Annotated in this window: 15 protein-coding genes; 7 read left to right on the forward strand and 8 right to left on the reverse strand. The window is 46.9% G+C overall.

Features of this window, described 5'->3' with window-relative positions:
- Positions 1-99: 99 nt before the first annotated feature.
- The gene (gene grpE, locus LEUMU_RS0113900) at positions 100-705 is read right to left on the reverse strand and encodes a nucleotide exchange factor GrpE (RefSeq protein WP_022952896.1); all 606 of its coding nucleotides are present in this window, start codon (positions 703-705) and stop codon (positions 100-102) included.
- 152 nt (positions 706-857) lie between these two features.
- Positions 858-2,960: a TonB-dependent receptor domain-containing protein gene (locus LEUMU_RS0113905; protein ID WP_022952897.1), complete on the reverse strand. Its 2,103-nt coding sequence runs from the start codon at positions 2,958-2,960 to the stop codon at positions 858-860.
- A gap of 145 nt (positions 2,961-3,105) precedes the next feature.
- Between LEUMU_RS0113905 and LEUMU_RS0113910 the strand changes: the two genes are divergently transcribed.
- Positions 3,106-4,107 carry an AraC family transcriptional regulator gene (locus tag LEUMU_RS0113910; protein ID WP_022952898.1) on the forward strand — a complete coding sequence of 334 codons (1,002 nt, stop codon included), beginning with the start codon at positions 3,106-3,108 and terminating at the stop codon, positions 4,105-4,107.
- A gap of 22 nt (positions 4,108-4,129) precedes the next feature.
- Here LEUMU_RS0113910 and LEUMU_RS26110 read toward each other — a convergent pair whose 3' ends face one another.
- Positions 4,130-4,417, reverse strand: a complete 288-nt coding sequence (locus tag LEUMU_RS26110) for a DUF2218 domain-containing protein (RefSeq protein WP_022952899.1) — start codon at positions 4,415-4,417, stop codon at positions 4,130-4,132.
- A 272-nt stretch (positions 4,418-4,689) separates the two neighbouring features.
- Here LEUMU_RS26110 and LEUMU_RS0113920 point away from each other — a divergent pair, with 272 nt between their 5' ends.
- Genes LEUMU_RS0113920 through LEUMU_RS0113935 form a run of 4 tightly spaced genes read left to right on the forward strand, consistent with a single transcriptional unit; the run spans position 4,690 to position 8,253 of the window.
- Complete coding sequence (locus LEUMU_RS0113920) at positions 4,690-5,538, forward strand: siderophore ABC transporter substrate-binding protein (protein WP_022952900.1); 849 nt, start codon at positions 4,690-4,692, stop codon at positions 5,536-5,538.
- Between the two features lie 15 nt (positions 5,539-5,553).
- Complete coding sequence (locus LEUMU_RS0113925; protein WP_022952901.1) at positions 5,554-6,531, forward strand: ABC transporter permease; 978 nt, start codon at positions 5,554-5,556, stop codon at positions 6,529-6,531.
- A 1-nt stretch (position 6,532) separates the two neighbouring features.
- A complete protein-coding gene (locus LEUMU_RS0113930) occupies positions 6,533-7,504 on the forward strand; it encodes an iron chelate uptake ABC transporter family permease subunit (protein WP_022952902.1) in 972 nt (323 codons plus the stop codon).
- The gene (locus tag LEUMU_RS0113935) at positions 7,501-8,253 is read left to right on the forward strand and encodes an iron ABC transporter ATP-binding protein (protein WP_022952903.1); all 753 of its coding nucleotides are present in this window, start codon (positions 7,501-7,503) and stop codon (positions 8,251-8,253) included. Before LEUMU_RS0113930 ends, LEUMU_RS0113935 begins: the two co-directional genes overlap by 4 nt.
- Before the next feature lies 1 nt (position 8,254).
- Here LEUMU_RS0113935 and hrcA read toward each other — a convergent pair whose 3' ends face one another.
- A complete protein-coding gene (hrcA, locus tag LEUMU_RS0113940; protein ID WP_022952904.1) occupies positions 8,255-9,316 on the reverse strand; it encodes a heat-inducible transcriptional repressor HrcA in 1,062 nt (353 codons plus the stop codon).
- 142 nt (positions 9,317-9,458) lie between these two features.
- On the opposite strand from hrcA, the gene LEUMU_RS0113945 reads away from it, so the two are divergent.
- Together LEUMU_RS0113945 and recN are read left to right on the forward strand one after the other, a co-directional pair.
- Positions 9,459-10,331 carry an NAD(+) kinase gene (locus LEUMU_RS0113945; RefSeq protein WP_022952905.1) on the forward strand — a complete coding sequence of 291 codons (873 nt, stop codon included), beginning with the start codon at positions 9,459-9,461 and terminating at the stop codon, positions 10,329-10,331.
- An 87-nt stretch (positions 10,332-10,418) separates the two neighbouring features.
- Positions 10,419-12,098 (forward strand): DNA repair protein RecN, encoded by a 1,680-nt coding sequence (recN, locus tag LEUMU_RS0113950; protein WP_022952906.1) that lies wholly within the window; start codon positions 10,419-10,421, stop codon positions 12,096-12,098.
- Between the two features lie 24 nt (positions 12,099-12,122).
- On the opposite strand, the gene LEUMU_RS0113955 is transcribed toward recN, so the two are convergent.
- From LEUMU_RS0113955 to LEUMU_RS0113970, 4 genes are all read right to left on the reverse strand, one after another.
- Positions 12,123-13,334 (reverse strand): hypothetical protein, encoded by a 1,212-nt coding sequence (locus tag LEUMU_RS0113955; RefSeq protein ID WP_022952907.1) that lies wholly within the window; start codon positions 13,332-13,334, stop codon positions 12,123-12,125.
- Between the two features lie 148 nt (positions 13,335-13,482).
- On the reverse strand, positions 13,483-14,631 hold the full coding sequence (locus LEUMU_RS0113960) for a deoxyguanosinetriphosphate triphosphohydrolase (protein WP_022952908.1): 1,149 nt from the start codon (positions 14,629-14,631) through the stop codon (positions 13,483-13,485).
- Positions 14,628-15,701, reverse strand: a complete 1,074-nt coding sequence (gene aroB, locus LEUMU_RS0113965; RefSeq protein WP_022952909.1) for a 3-dehydroquinate synthase — start codon at positions 15,699-15,701, stop codon at positions 14,628-14,630. Before aroB ends, LEUMU_RS0113960 begins: the two co-directional genes overlap by 4 nt.
- The gene (locus tag LEUMU_RS0113970; RefSeq protein WP_022952910.1) at positions 15,682-16,218 is read right to left on the reverse strand and encodes a shikimate kinase; all 537 of its coding nucleotides are present in this window, start codon (positions 16,216-16,218) and stop codon (positions 15,682-15,684) included. Before LEUMU_RS0113970 ends, aroB begins: the two co-directional genes overlap by 20 nt.
- Between the last annotated feature and the right edge of the window lie 22 nt (positions 16,219-16,240).

Below are 16,240 nucleotides of genomic sequence, written 5' to 3' on the forward strand. Positions count from 1 at the left end.
CCAAAGAAAACTTTTTAACTTGAGAAATAAATGCGGTTCATTTCTCTTAATTCAAGTAATGTTTTTATCTAAACACCAATTATTTCTAATTAGTGGCTATTAATTTTTAACAACCATGACCATTGCAGGACGAATCAGGCGACCATTGATGGTGTAACCCTTCTGCATAACGGCCATAACGGTGTTGTTTTCCATGTCAGGGTTTGGCTGCATCGCCATTGCCTGATGTAGCTCCGGATTAAACTTTTCACCCATCGGATTAACCGATTCGATGTTAAATTTATCCATTACTGATTCGAACTGTTTCAGTGTCAGGTTCATCCCTTCACGAATTTGCTCGATACTGCCCTCTGCAGACATTCCCATTTCCATACTGTCGGCAACTGGCAGTAAAGCTTCTACGAATTTCTGCGAGGCAAACTTGTGCGCATCTTCAACTTGCTTGTCGGTACGCTTACGTTGGTTATCCATTTCAGCTTGCAGACGTACCAGCGTTTGCCAGCTATCATCAGCTTTCTTCTCTGCTGCCTCTAACTGCTCACGCAACTGCGCGATAATTTCATCGCTGGACATTTCTGCTTCATTGCCGTCCACCGTTACCTCTTCTGTTGCCGCCGCATTTGTCTCGACGGTTTCTGCAGACATAATCTCGACGTCTGCAGCAGGGGCTTCTTGGTTTTCCGGTTTTTGATCAGATGTACTCATTGGCTCCGCTCTCTAGATAGTGTTTGACGCTTATAATTTGGGTTGTCCCTTCGTTTTCAAGCTAAAAGGCGAAAAAACATAAAAAAACCCTGCACAAGGCAGGGTTTCAAGTAATCGATCATACTATTCTAAGCATCATGCTTAATTTGGGATCAAAAGCGATAAGATGCAGTCAACTTGATATTACGACCTGGCTCAAAGTCTTGCAGGTACAAATCGCCAAAACGTGGGTGATAACTGAGCCCGGTTCTGGATGATTGTGAAGCATAGTATTCATCAAATAAGTTATCAACTCCCAGGGTTAAATCTAAGCCCTTAACCCGACTTGGCTTCCAGTTCGCTGAGACATTATGAACAGTAAAGCCATCTTTTTTGTTATTCGCTGTCGCACCATCAAGATCGGTACCCCCCGATAAACTGGCGACATTCATCACATCCCAATGTAGCGACAGATTCTTACTTGGAATTTTATAGCCAACATTTAATGCAACAGTATTCCCCTGCGAGCGGTCTAGACGTGCACCATCCAGCGTATCTTTATAATCATCAAATGCATCCAACTCACTTTCTGCTTTAGAGTAGCTTAATAATGTTGTCAGATTACCTTTGTCATAACCAAGATATGCCTCAAAACCATTAATCGTCATATCGCCGACATTATCTTTCCAGTAGTCACCATCGTCATTGAGCGCATAGTCATAGATATACTTATCAAGCTTGGTTTGGAACAGCGTTGCACCGGCTGCAAAGCGATCAGCACCGAACATTGATTTTTCAAACGCGACTGACAGCTCGGTATTGGTACCGGTTTCCGCCTGAATATTCTGATTTTCAGTTTCATAAAGACCCGCTCCGGTAAAGACTTCGCCAATTTCAGGGCCTTTAAACAGCTGGGTTTGACCTAACTTGAGCTGCAGACTATCCGTTGCCTGATACTCCAACGCCAAGGCGCCCGTGGTTTTACTAAACGTATTGTCAGTCACGCTGGAGTCAATTTTATAGTGGTTGTAGCGAATGCCTGGCGTAATCGCTAACTTGTCGGTGAATTGATAACGGTCCTGAAGGAATAAGGCCGTATTGGTTGCACTCTCGCTTGATTGCTCTGAAGCACCTGAGGTGTATGCTGCATCGAAATCCGTATCGTAATTAACAACCTCGGTGCCATAAGTCAGGGTGTGTTTACCCAGCTCCACATCGCCCGATAAGTTAAGACCCGTGTTGATAGCCTCTCCAGTTACGATACCTGCAGAGCTTGCAAAAGCCTCATTGCTTGCCCAGCCGGTTTCATCACGTTTTAACTTGCTCTCGTTTCTGAACGCGGTTGCTTTTAAAGTCGCATTGTCAGACAAAATACCTTCGTAATTAAATGTCAGCGTGTCACGCGTGAACTCTGTTGGCCACAATAGCGGGACGCCTAAGCTATTGGTAATCGCCAAATCAGTCGCCACGCCCATATCCGGACGATAGGTGTAATCCCCTTCATCCTTATAACTTTCATAGCCGAGCTCAAAACGGTGGTTATCGCCCACATCGTAGCCAAACTTGAGTAAGGTATCGCTGAGGTCACCTTTTAAGCCGCTCACTTCTCCGTTAGTACCCTCAACCGTATTGCCATCGAAATCTTTAATCTCGCCACCGCCGACTTCGTAGTTATCCCGCTTCACCTGATTGTGATACATCAACACATCCAGAGAATCCGTTAACTGGCCATAAAGCGTTAGCGAGGCATTCTCGCCAGAATTATCGCCACCGGATAGCTTTACATTACCGCCAAAGCGCTTGTCGCCCGTTAATAGCTGCTTGGCCTGTTTTGTTTTAAAACTAACGCCACCGCCTAAGCCGCCATCGACCACCGAGTTCGTTCCGACCTTTACATCGACCTCTTCCAGAATATCAGCGTTGATCTGCAAGTTGCCCATATGGTGATACATATAAGTATTTTGGTTGGCGCCATCAATGCTAATGCGCAAATCCTTGTCATCCATACTGCGAATCGTAATACGCTGATTTAAGGAATGAGCGCCGCCAACGTCAACTCCGGGAATTGGCCGCAATAAATCACTAATATGCTCAGCCTGCTTTACGGCAATCGTTTCATCATCCAATTTCACTGATGAGGATTTAATTTCAGTCCCCCAGACCTCAACCGCACCTAAGGTGGTCACTGGCTCTTCAGCACTGACCGCTACCACCGTTGACACGCTGCTTACTATCAAGGTTACGTTGAGTAACACACGTTTTCTATCGACACTCATACATCTCTCCATCGGAACTCTACTTGCAAGTGATTATCATTATTATTTATGATAGAGGAGTCGCAGCAGCAAAATGCTCATAAAGCCTATGCAGAATCGTCAAATGATTGTGTGAAATCGCTATATTTTTCCGGTTACCTTAAAGATGACTAAATTTAAAACAGCCCCACCGACTGACTTAGAAAGCCTGCGACGAATTCATGCTGACTTTGGCCAACAACGCTCAGGCAAGCACTTAAGCAATGGGCCTCACCCCCTGATCCAAGGTCACTTTGCTTATCAAAATACCCACGAGGGTTTAGCCATCCACTATGGCGAACTGACCGAGCTCAATACCGCGTCGATTGCCAATGAGCTACCCGCTGGCCTAAGCATTAACCTGATGTTTGAGGGTGAAATCCAATTTGCATTGGCAGACCAGCAATACACGCTGGGGATGAATCACCCTGACTTTGAATGCTCTCTGTTTGTCTTAACGCAGCCAGAAATACTAACGCGCCACTTTCAGCAAGGCATGACCATTAAAAAGCTGAATATCTTTGTCGAGCTATCTTGGCTAAAAAAGCGTTGCTGCACGCCTTCCCAAGTCGCACAGCTTAATCAACTATTTAACAGCCACGCGCAGCTCAATCGTTTACAAACCTCACCGGATATTCTGGCGGTTGCCTCCGAGCTAATCCAAGCCGAGAAGCAACAACACTCAGGCTATCACTTGATCGTCGAGTCTAAGGCGGTACAACTGTTGTCCCTGTGCTTAAGTCAACTACCCGAGGTCGCGCCACCCTCAAACAAAGAAGCATCAAGTTTAGCTAACGGCCATGACCTTGGTTGGCAAATCAGCAAAATCATTGCCCAAGAGCCAGCCGGTCAAGCAACCTCACTTCAGGCCATTGCTGATCAATTAAACTTAAGCATCAGCACCTTACAGCGTCGATTTAAAGCAAGCGCGGGCATGACAGTAATTGAATACACTCGCCGCGAGCGCTTGGAGAAAGCTAAAAAAGCACTGATTTATGATGGCTTAAGTATTGGTGAAGTGGCGTATCTGTCTGGCTATCAGCACCCATCAAATTTTATTTCCGCATTCACCAAACAATATTCCATCTCACCCTCACGCTATAAGAAAACCTATGCGCCGGAGGGTTAGCGCTAGCGACCGACATAACGAGTTACTCATCACTCCAGACCACTTCGGTTTTCATCAGCTCACCAAACTTAATAATGTGCAGGCCCACCACCGACTTGACGACTTCCAGCGCCTCTACACTCTTTGCACTGCATTCAAAATTCATTTCAGAGCCAGCAGCTGACATTTGGCAAAGCCCCATTTCAAAGCGTACCTGCACCTTGTCTTCATCAAAATCAACAGGGACTTTGCGCGCAAAATGCTTGCCTAATGAGTTGATATAGCGCTGTGATTTTTCAGCATAAACCTGCGTTTTTGATCGGTATTCCATAGTCTTAGTGACCTCCATTCTCAATTGTTTCCACCAGTGCGAATAATGCGTCTAGCTCAATTTCGATATTTTATTTAACAAATGCTAATGCGAATTACTCTTGTTTTTATTAGCGACAACAGTCTACACTATGTCAATCTTTTGATTCAAATGAAGCTTTTCCCGACCCAGATTACGTTTTAATTTCCCCGCATTATTGGAACCGATTTATGACACTTCAACGCTCCCTGAAGGCAAGTACACTCGCTATGCTATTGCTCTGTAGTCCCGTAATGGCTGAAACAATAACGATTGAAACCGCTCGCGGCCCTGCAACTGTCGATGCCAAACCAGAAACCATTGCCGTGTTTGATATCCCTGCAGTCGACACCCTAAACGCGCTGGGCATCACGGTTAACGGCACGGTTGATGAAGTCTTTGTTGATTACCTAGATGAAGTGAGCCAATCGGCAAAGGTGACCGGAAGCTTATTTGAGCCGGATTACAAGGCCCTGTCCATGATGAAGCCAGACCTGATTATTGTTGGTGGTCGCTCTTCAACAACCTTAGATAAAGTGTCCAAAGTCGCACCAGCCGTTGATATGACCATCACCGGTGACGCTCTAATGGAGCAATCCCGTCAACGAATCAATACTTACGGAGAGTTGTTTGGCAAGCAAGATAAAGCAAAGGAACTAGTGAGCGAATTGGATGACGCGCTGGCACAAGCAAAAGCTGCCGCCAAAGGAAAAGGCAATGGGCTGATATTAATGACCAATGGCCCCAAAGTCTCAGCCTTCGGCACAGGCTCACGGTTTGGATGGATCTACTCTGCCCTAGATCTGAAAGCCGCAACCAGCGACATCAGCATTGCGAACCATGGTGATGCCGTTTCCTTTGAATTTGTACTCAAAGTCGATCCGGACTGGATACTAGTAATTGACCGCAGCTCGGCGATCGGTGCTAAAGATGAAAGCCCGACTCAAACATTGGACAATGAAATTATTCATCAAACCAAAGCATGGAAAAATAATCAGCTGGTTTATCTGAATAGCGCTGATATCTACATTGCCAGTGGCGGCATTCAGTCCCAGTTACGGACTCTGGCATTGTTAAGTAAGGCATTTAACGCTGCTCAGTAAGCGATAGGAACTCCAATGTCAGCCTCCTTAAAGTCCACTGCGTACTGGCCTATTGCAGGCCTTGCGCTGCTGTCTTGCACTGTCATCAGCCTGTTTATTGGCGCGATTGAGCTTAGCCCAGCCAGCTTATTGAGCAACCCTGAATCCTTATGGCTGATGGCGGCCAGCCGCTTGCCTCGCACCCTTGCAGTGCTACTCACGGGTACCTCGCTGGCCATTGCTGGTCAGGTTATGCAAGTGCTGGTGCAAAACCGCTTTGTAGAGCCAACCACTGCGGGCAGTGGTCAGTCCGCTATTTTAGGTATTGTACTGGTCACCTTGTGGCTGCCCAGCAGCTCAATCATGATGAAGATGGGTTTATCGAGCCTCGCTGCTTTACTGGGAACCGGGTTGTTTCTGTTATTGGTGCGTAAGCTTCCGGTACGTGACACCTACCTCGTTCCATTGGTAGGCATTATCTACGGCGGTGTGATTGGTGCTATTGCAATGTGGCTCGCCTGGCAGGCCGACTTATTGCAATTAGTCGACATTTGGCTAACGGGTGAATTTTCAGGAATCATTCGTGGACGCTATGACTTTTTATGGATTGCTGGCGCGCTGGCTATCTTTTCTTATTATCTGGCCGACCAGTTTACCATCGCCAGCTTAGGCAAAGATCAGGCACGCAACCTCGGCTTGAATTACAACACGGTACTCGGGTTGGGCTTATTGGTGGTCTCGGTAGTGACAGCAGTCACCGTTGTAACGGTTGGCATCATTCCATTTATAGGCCTGATTGTGCCCAATATTGTCAGCCGCTGGCGAGGAGATAATTTACGTAAATCATTACCGATGGTGGCTTATCTTGGAGCCATGCTAACGCTGCTATGTGATGTGGTGGGCCGTTTGGTGATCTATCCTTATGAAATCCCCGTCGGGTCAATATTTGGAGTCGTCGGCGCGTTTATTACCTTGTGGCTGCTCTATAGCAGCCCGTCAGCGCAGAGAGCCTAGCATGAGTGAGCAATACACACGGGCTCGCCACTCCAAATCCTACACGGTTGTTTGGCTGACGCTTATCTCAGTCCTTGTTTGCCTGATTTACCTGTTTCAGGGCGCTGAGGGCAATAAGCAGTTTATTATCACATTTCGGCTGCCAACGTTAATTGGGCTAGTCATTACTGCCGCAGCGATTGGCGTATCCACCATATTATTCCAGACACTCAGTAGTAATCGCATACTCACCCCGTCACTCATGGGCTTCGACTCGCTCTATGTCTTGCTGCAAACCAGCGTTGTGTTCTTGTTTAGTGCGCTGGATTATGTATCGCTACCCACCTACTGGAAGTTTTTCGGTGAATTGATCTTGATGACTCTGCTATCGGTTGCGTTGTTCAGTACCCTGCTGACGCGCCTGCAAGCGGACTTCTCCCGCATGATTTTAACCGGCATTATCTTTGGTATTTTATTCAGGTCGCTGTCTGGCTTTATGGGACGCGTCATGTCGCCCAATGATTACGCAGTAGTACAAAGTGCCAGCTATGCCCGCTTTAGCAATATCGATGAATCGCTGTTGGTCTACGCGGCAGCCATTGTGCTGCTAGCACTACTCCTCATTGCCAGCATTCATCGCAAACTGGATGTGATGGCATTAGGACGAGATATTTCGATCGGCTTGGGCGTTAATCATCGCAACTGTGCATTTCAGGTGCTCACCCTAATCGCCCTACTTGTAGCCACGGCAACTGCGCTGGTTGGCCCTGTTGTGTTTCTGGGCTTACTCATTAGTAGTTTGGTCTACCGGCTTACGCCTAACCAGAGCCATGCCAACTTATTACCGCTTAGCATTGTATTCGGTGTGCTGGTAGTGGTTGGCGGCCAGCTATTGCTAGAGCGCTTACTCAATTTACAAGTGACCATTAGTATCGTAATTGAGCTAATTGGCGGACTGGTTTTTATTTATCTTATTCTGAGGCGTCAACGGTGATTAAGACGGTAGATCTGGAGCTCAAGCTCGGTGGCAGCACCATTCTAAACAAAGTATCGATTGAAATACCTAAGCAGCAAATAACAGCACTCATTGGCCCAAATGGCGCGGGTAAATCAACCCTGCTTCACACCATTTCACGCCTGCAAAAAGCAGATTCGGGAACGGTATTGCTAGACGATCGCCCGATCACAGAGTATGAAGACAGAGAGCTTGCGCGTGACATGTCAATTTTACGGCAGGAAAGTGTCATCGGCTCACGCTTACAAGTGCGGGAATTAATTGCGTTTGGGCGATACCCGCATAACAAAGGTCGGCATACAGAAAAGGACGATATTCTGGTCGATAAAGCGTTAGCGGCCTTTGACCTTGATACATTAGCCGGACGGTTTCTCGATACGCTATCCGGAGGCCAGAGACAAAGGGCTTTATTGGCCATGAATTTTGCTCAGGATGCAAAGACCGTATTGCTCGATGAGCCATTAAATAATCTGGATTTAAGCCACGCTCGCCGCTTAATGCACCTAATTCAGGAACCTGACAATCAAAGCCGGACTTTTGTATTGGTATTGCATGATTTGAACTATGCCGCCCGCTACGCCGATCATATTATCGCCATGAAACAAGGAACGGTATTTGCAGCAGGTAGTACCGCTGACATTTTTGACTCTACCCTGCTTTCCGATCTTTATGAAACTCAGATCAATATTGTAGATGTTCAAGGGCGACCCATGGCGTTAACTTACTAGCTCACGCCATTTTTGACCGAAGCGCTGCGGTTAATAAACGCGAGGTAATATCAACCACCGGAATAATACGCTCGTATTGCATGCGCTTAGGGCCAATCACGCCCAGCACTCCGATATGCTTATCATCGATACTGTAAGGCGCAGTCACCAGACTACAATCATTAAACACCGCACGACCGGATTCACGCCCGATAAATATCTGCACACCATTCGCTTGAATACAGCTATCTAGCAAAGTGAGCACTTCACGCTTTTCATTAAAGGCATTAAAGATTTGACGCAAGGTGCCGATATCTGACAGATCTTCGTAATCCATCAGCTTGGTTTTGCCGACAATCAAGCAACCTTCGTCTTCTACACTGCCATCCGGCACCGCTTCAAAGGCTTTTTCACCTAATTCAATCGCTGATTGCATCATCAAATTCAAGGCTTCACGATCGTTTTTCATCGCTTCGATTAAGTGCTGGCGAGCCGCTTGTAAGTCCAAACCATTTAAATGCTGATTCAGATAATTACCCACCTGCTGCAATTCGCCGGGCTGATATTCGCGATCGGTATGAATAATGCGATTTTGTATTTCGTTGTCGCTCATCACCAAGACCACCAGCACTTGGTCTTTAGATAAATACAGAAATTCGATATGCCGCAACTCAAGCGCTTTGGCTTGCGGGAAGGTCACCACACCAGCCAGCTGAGTCACATTGGAGAGCAAACTGGACGCTGTTTTAATTAACTGACTTTGGGAGTGCGTATCGCTAAAACGCCCTTGAAAGGCTTGTAGATCCTGCTCATCAAGCGTTTGAATATTGACTAATGAATCGACAAATAAACGATAGCCCTGCGCGGTTGGAACACGACCTGCAGAAGTATGTGGCGCATGAATGTAGCCAAGATCTTCCAAATTGGCCATGACATTACGCACCGTGGCCGGGCTTATTTTCAGACCGCTACGCTTGGCCAGTGTCGAAGATCCAATAGGCTCGCCGTCGATAATATAGGCCTCAATCAACACTTTAAGCAGCTGTAGCGCCCGTTCATTCAGTTTGCTTTTATTCGTTGCCATTAAGGTTTCGGATTCTGTTAGTTATACATATATTACTGTTATATGGGGACGAATTGGAATGCTTGCAATATAGAATTAGCCCTCTTGCATTTAGCAGCAAGGTTTGCCACTCTAATGAACCTGATCAGAGCTGGAAAATCGTATGCGCTCCTTTAACCGAATCGGCCTATTCTCCAAACAGGAAGACCCCCGAATAGCCGACACTCTGGTTCAACTTCACACCTTCCTGACTACACAAGACTTCACTGTACTGACGACCCACACCGTAGCGAGTTTTGTAGGTACTTCACCCTCTTTTACTGACCAAGAGTTGGCTAGCCAGATTGATATGGCAATTGTGGTCGGTGGTGACGGAACATTGCTGCAAGTTGGGCGCTTACTAGCCACTGAAGATATTCCTATTATCGGCATTAATCTTGGCCGCCTAGGGTTTCTGGTTGATATCTCACCGGAGAAATTAGACGAGCAACTGCATGCCATGCTGGAAGGTCATTACACGGTTGAGCCGCGCACATTATTGCAAACCGAAGTCTACCGCGGCGACACCCTGCTCGGCAGCCGTAATGCACTGAACGATGTGGCACTGCATGTACGCAATGATGTGCGAATGATCGAGTTTGATACCCAAATCGATGGCCACTTTGTGAATACTCAACGTGCCGATGGCATGGTGATTTCCACGCCAACGGGCTCCACGGCTTACTCATTATCAGCCGGTGGCCCTATTCTGCATCCTGGGTTAAACGCCGTTGTGCTTGTGCCAATTTGCCCGCACACACTCAGTCATCGCCCAATTGTTGTTCACTCTGATAGTGTGATTGAAATTCTGTTGTGTGAGTCTCGCAATGTGGATTCACGTATCTCTTTTGATGGTCAGTCTAATCTGGATTTATTGGCCGGAGACCGGATTGTTATTCGCCAGCATCCTCATAAACTGCGCCTGATTCATCCTGAGAATTATGATTATTATCAGATTCTACGGACTAAACTCGGCTGGAGCACCACCCCTCCCTAATTTGCCCATTCGCCTTATCTGGCTTTGCTAGGCAAAGCCTCGATTCGCTGGCACAATGAGCCCTCATTTACTCCCTGCACCCTATTTATGTTAAGCCATATTTTTCTGCGCGACTTTGCCATTATCGAAACGCTGGACCTAGAGCTGGAGCCCGGCATGACCGCGCTAACCGGCGAAACTGGCGCTGGTAAATCAATTCTGATTGATGCTATTGGACTGGTATTGGGCGACCGCGCGGATAGCGGCGTGGTACGCCATGGTGCAGAGAAAACTGAAATCACCCTGAGCATTGATGTCTCTGATACCCCATCGGCTATGCAGTGGCTAAAAGATCAGGATTTGGATCAGGATGAACAGTGTATTTTACGGCGGGTAATTACCAGTAGTGGCAAATCTCGCGCCTGGATAAACGGCACGCCAACCAACCTCACCATGCTGCGTCAACTTGGCGAGCAAGTGGTGGATATCCACGGCCAGCATGAACATCAGTCGCTGATGAAAAAAGAAATGCAGCGGCAGTTGCTGGATGATTACGGCAGCCATGCCAAGCAACTGCAAACGCTGGATAAACATTACAGCGAGTGGAAACAGCTGAATGACAAACTAAGACAGCTGACCGATCAGAGCAGCGACCATCAAGCACAAATTGATTTGCTCAGCTTTCAAACCCAAGAGCTGGAAACGCTGGAGTTGGTTGAAGGTGAGTATGCTCAATTGGATGAAGAGCACTCACGCCTCTCGAATGCTGGCGAGTTATTGCAAACCGCAGCCGGTGGTATTGAGCAGCTTTATGATGCCGATGAGAACTCGGTTTACTCTATTCTTAGTCATCTAATTACCGACCTATCTGATCAGGAGCGATTGGATAGCGCGCTCACAGAACCGCTGGCATTACTGACCGAAGCCCGTATTCAAATTGAAGAAGCGACGGGTTTATTACGTAATTATCAGGACAGTTTAGAGCTTGACCCACAGCGCTTGGATTGGGTTGAAAAGCGCATTTCTGATTTGCTGCAAATGGCGCGTAAGCACAATGTCACACCAGAAGAGTTACCTGAGAAATTTAATAGTCTGAGCACGCGACTTGCTGAATTGGATGGCGGCGATTATGACTTGGATGCTTTGCAGGCTAAATTAGATAAGGCACGTGAACAATATTTAGAGACGGCTGAAAAACTTCATAAAGCGCGCCAAAAAGCAGCAAAGCAACTAGGACAAGGCGTTTCTACAGCCATGCAACAACTAGGGATGGGCGGTGGCGTATTTGAAATTCGCTGCGATTATGATGCAGAAAGTAAATTCACTACACATGGCTTGGATGATATTGAGTTTCAGGTCAGCGCCAATCCCGGACAACCACTGAAAGCACTGATTAAAGTGGCTTCAGGTGGTGAGCTCTCACGAATTTCGCTGGCTATTCAAATGATTGCCGCACAAAAAGTGACATTGCCCGCATTGATTTTTGATGAGGTTGATACCGGTATTGGTGGTGGTACTGCAGAGGTGGTTGGTCAGCAATTGCGCAAACTAGGCTCTAGCCGACAAGTGCTATGTGTGACGCATTTACCGCAAGTGGCATCCCAAGCTCATCAGCATTACAAAGTAACTAAGATTAAAGGCAAGACGAGTACCAGCACTGGCATGTTGGATTTGCAGGCGGATGAACGTGTTGAAGAAATTGCCCGTATGATGGGTGGTATTGAAATTACAGAGTCGACTCGCGCATTAGCCAGGGAAATGCTGCAAACGGGTGAGCAGTCAGATTAAATACTTATTAAGCTTAATGGGCAATTAGTCGGTTACCGCAAGATTAAAGGTTGGCCTGCTACTCGCTGGGGCAGGCGCTTCCTGATATAACACAACAACTTTTGGTGGTGAGTTACTTGTCGCCTCGTCGCGATCTAAATAATCAGGAATACCATCGTTATCTGAGTCGGCCGTTGCGCCTTCCAGCTTAGTTAGTCGGCTATCGCCATCATCGTTAGCGTCCTGATAATTCGGTACACCATCATTATCGGTGTCGTCATTTAACGGCGAGCCATCTCCATCCACATCTTCCAGACGAGTTAAAATACCGTCATTGTCATCGTCGTTATCTAAACGGTCGATAATGCCATCGCGGTCGCTGTCTTGCGGGTGATTTTTATCCTGCCCTATTTCTGCAATATCTGGAATGCCATCTTGGTCAGTATCGTCACTGAAGACTTGTTTGGTCTTGGTGGCTAATTTGGCGTTGGCGTTGGCGTTGGCGTTGGCGTTGGCGTTGGCGTTGGCGTTGGCGTTGGCGTTGGCGTTGGCGTTGGATTTTGGCTTTGCTGCGAGAACGGTGCTAGTGCTTTCTAAGAAATCAGCAATACCATTTTGATCAAGGTCGGCCAGAGTCACATTATCATCAATGCCATCCCCATTCGTATCCTCACCACCGGTGGCATCCGCATCAAACTTATCATCTACTCGGTCGTTATCCTGATCAACTAAGCTTAAGCCCGCTTCGTCATGATCGAGAATGCCATCATTATCAGAGTCTTTATCGAGGTAGTTAGCCAAGCCGTCTTTATCAGCATCGCTGGTCCCTTCGATGATAGAAGGAATGCCGTCGCCATCATCATCTTCATCCAGTAGGTCCAATCGGCCATCACCGTCAGTATCAAGCGGAACGTTATAATTACTCCCGACTTCCAGACCATCTTTTATCCCATCGCCATCAGTGTCGCTAAGCATTAGCTCAGAGCCAAAGCGCACCTCAAGTTCATCAGGTAAACCATCGCCATCGGTATCCGTTAAGTCGGTAATAGCAACAGGCTGTGGAAGCTTTTGTTTAGCTAACTGTGCTATGGACTCTGTCATTGCAGGGACTTTCTCAGCAAAGGCTGGAATCACATAAAAGCCTAACAGAAACAGCAATACCGAAGCCGCTGAAAAGGTCAGTAAATGGGCAAAGAATCGAATTAGCTGATGTATCCAGCGAGGAAGCAGTAAAGCAAATGAGTGATAATTTTTCACGTCGCACCTATGTAGCAGCTTGGCATTTAGTACCTTCGCGCTGCTTTAATTTTTATTATTGTTCAATAATATGACATAACGAGGTGTTTTAAACAAGCTGAAAGGCCATTGGTCAGACAATCGGTACGTTTTATCTATTTAGCTTGCGTTACAGCAAACTGGTGCCCATCGCGAATAAGCGGCTGTATTCCTTAATCGCAAAGCGGTCAGTCATACCAGCGACATAGTCAGCAACGACTCGGGCATAATCGGTGGTTCCGCCTTTTAGCTGTGCCGCTTTGGCATAAGCCTGATGCTCTGGCGGCAATAAGCGCACATCATCAATAAAGGCAGTAAACAGCGCTTCAATAATCTGCTGCGCCTTGCGGGTCATGCGATAAACCTGATGATGAAAGTATAAATTTTCTCTCAGGAATTTTTTCATTAAGCGACTTTGGTTAAACATGTCATCACTAAAGCGAATTAATGGAGCAGCTTGCGCCCTCACTTCATCAATATGTTTTACGCCTGCATCTTCGATTAAACCACGGCTTGTGTTTACCAGATCAACTACTTGCTCACCAATCATGCGGCGAATTGTTTCGTGCACACTGCGATTATCATCCAAATCTGGATACTTCCACTTCACCTGATCATAGTGCAAGGCGAACATATCGGTCTCGCGCAGCTGCTCAATTGTCAGCAAGCCAGAGCGAATACCATCATCAATATCATGATTATTATAAGCAATCTGATCGGAAATATTGGTAAGCTGCGCCTCAAGGCTCGCCTGAGTTTTATCCAAAAATCGCTGTGCGACCGGCCCTAATTCTTGCGCGTTTTTTAAAGCACAGTGCTTGAGAATGCCTTCGCGGGTTTCAAAGGTGAGATTTAAGCCCTGAAATTCGGCGTATTTTATTTCTAAGTGATCAACCACACGCAGTGACTGTAAATTATGTTCGAAGCCGCCATAGGGTTTCATACAGGCATTTAGTGCATCTTGTCCGGCATGCCCAAATGGGGTGTGGCCTAAGTCATGCGCCAAGGAAATGGCTTCGGTCAGGTCTTCATTGAGTGCCAGCGTTCGTGCTATCGAGCGGGCAATTTGAGCGACTTCCATGGAATGCGTCAGACGGGTTCGGTATAAATCGCCTTCATGATTGACGAAAACCTGAGTTTTATACTCTAAGCGTCGAAAGCCAGTGGAATGGATAATACGGTCGCGGTCGCGCTGATATTCAGTGCGAAACGTCGGAGATGGCTCATCGTGCTGCCGCCCTCGGCTACTCTCAGGCGATGCCGCATAATCCGCAATCATACCCGCTCCAGAACCGCGTCAAGTGCTTGTGGATCGTAATCATTACTAGTAACGGCTTCGCCAATTTTGCGTAGCAATATCAGGTTCATGACACCATCTTGCACTTTCTTATCACGCTTCATATGTTTCATAAACGCTTGAGGTGATACTTCAGCTGGAGGCTCAACAGGCAACTTAGCTAGCACAAATAAGGATTTAACCAACTCAACATCGGCTTCAGATAACCACCCCATTTTCTGCGATAGCTCAGCAGCCATCACTGTGCCAGCAGCAACCGCTTCACCATGTAACCAATTGCCATAACCCATTTCAGTTTCAATGGCATGACCAAAGGTGTGGCCAAGGTTTAATAGAGCACGTTGCCCAGTTTCACGTTCATCCGCTGCGACTAAATCCGCTTTATGCTGACAGGACTGGTAAATAGCATAAGCTAGGGCTTCAGGATCACGCGCCATTAGTTTGGTCATATTTTCTTGCAACCAAACAAGGAACTCCGGATCGCGAATCAAACCGTACTTAATGACTTCCGCCAAGCCAGCACTCAACTCGCGATCTGATAAGGTACTTAGGGTTTCAGTATCGATGATTACACATTGGGGCTGGTAAAACGCACCAATCATGTTTTTACCCATCGCGTGATTAACGCCAGTCTTTCCACCAACGGATGAATCAACCATGGACAGCAAGGTCGTAGGTACTTGAATAAAGTTAATGCCTCGCTGGTAACTCGCGGCAGCAAACCCGCCCATGTCACCAACGACACCGCCACCTAAGGCTAGTAAGGTCGTCCGTCTGTCACAATGATTTTCCAGCATGCCGGTGAAAATCTGATTTAAGACTTCCAGCGTTTTAAAATTCTCACCATCAGGCAGCGCTACATCGGAGTTCTTATATGCAGTCAGGTTTTCCTGCACTGTTTTCAGATACAACGGCGCGACCGTTTCATTAGAAACAACGATCGTACTATTACCATGAATAAATGGCGTGAAAAGTTCTGGCCGCTTTAACAAGCCTGTGCCGATATAAATCGGATAACTGCGATCACCTAACTCAACGGTTAATGTTTGCATTACGCCTTTCCCTTCTTAATGCTTTCTCAATACGATGCATGACAACACTGACTTTCTCATGCCCGGTACGAATCACGATATCCGCAGTATCCAAATAAGCAGGTTCCCGTACAGCCAACAAATCACGCAATGTTTGCAGTGGGTTTTCTGTCTGCATCAACGGACGTGCTTTATCATGCTTAATCCTTGAATACAGCTTTTCCGCAGAGGCCCTCAAATACACCACACAACCACTGTTCTTAATGATTTCACGGTTTTCAGGACGGATCAAACTACCACCACCGGTAGCGATCACACAGCCTTGATAGGTGCTTAGCTCCTGCAAAACCTGAGTTTCACGCTCGCGAAATCCATCCTCACCTTCTATATCGAAAATGGTCGCTATCGGAACTCCGGTACGCTCTACAATTAAACGGTCAGAATCATAAAAATCCACTCTCAGGCGGCGCGCCAATTGCCGGCCTACTGTTGACTTTCCAGCCCCCATTAGGCCAACCAAAAATATTTTTTGCTTCACTGGCTACTGTGCCACTCTTTTC

This window comes from Leucothrix mucor DSM 2157 (assembly GCF_000419525.1).
Lineage (GTDB): Bacteria > Pseudomonadota > Gammaproteobacteria > Thiotrichales > Thiotrichaceae > Leucothrix > Leucothrix mucor.

What these genes read in the sequence shown, in the direction of transcription:
- grpE (WP_022952896.1), bottom strand. Translation starts at nt 705, where the DNA reads ATGAGTACATCTGATCAAAAACCGGAAAACCAAGAAGCCCCTGCTGCA.
- LEUMU_RS0113905 (WP_022952897.1), bottom strand. Translation starts at nt 2,960, where the DNA reads ATGAGTGTCGATAGAAAACGTGTGTTACTCAACGTAACCTTGATAGTA.
- LEUMU_RS0113910 (WP_022952898.1), top strand. Translation starts at nt 3,106, where the DNA reads ATGACTAAATTTAAAACAGCCCCACCGACTGACTTAGAAAGCCTGCGA.
- LEUMU_RS26110 (WP_022952899.1), bottom strand. Translation starts at nt 4,417, where the DNA reads ATGGAATACCGATCAAAAACGCAGGTTTATGCTGAAAAATCACAGCGC.
- LEUMU_RS0113920 (WP_022952900.1), top strand. Translation starts at nt 4,690, where the DNA reads ATGGCTGAAACAATAACGATTGAAACCGCTCGCGGCCCTGCAACTGTC.
- LEUMU_RS0113925 (WP_022952901.1), top strand. Translation starts at nt 5,554, where the DNA reads ATGTCAGCCTCCTTAAAGTCCACTGCGTACTGGCCTATTGCAGGCCTT.
- LEUMU_RS0113930 (WP_022952902.1), top strand. Translation starts at nt 6,533, where the DNA reads ATGAGTGAGCAATACACACGGGCTCGCCACTCCAAATCCTACACGGTT.
- hrcA (WP_022952904.1), bottom strand. Translation starts at nt 9,316, where the DNA reads ATGGCAACGAATAAAAGCAAACTGAATGAACGGGCGCTACAGCTGCTT.
- LEUMU_RS0113945 (WP_022952905.1), top strand. Translation starts at nt 9,459, where the DNA reads ATGCGCTCCTTTAACCGAATCGGCCTATTCTCCAAACAGGAAGACCCC.
- recN (WP_022952906.1), top strand. Translation starts at nt 10,419, where the DNA reads ATGTTAAGCCATATTTTTCTGCGCGACTTTGCCATTATCGAAACGCTG.
- LEUMU_RS0113960 (WP_022952908.1), bottom strand. Translation starts at nt 14,631, where the DNA reads ATGATTGCGGATTATGCGGCATCGCCTGAGAGTAGCCGAGGGCGGCAG.
- aroB (WP_022952909.1), bottom strand. Translation starts at nt 15,701, where the DNA reads ATGCAAACATTAACCGTTGAGTTAGGTGATCGCAGTTATCCGATTTAT.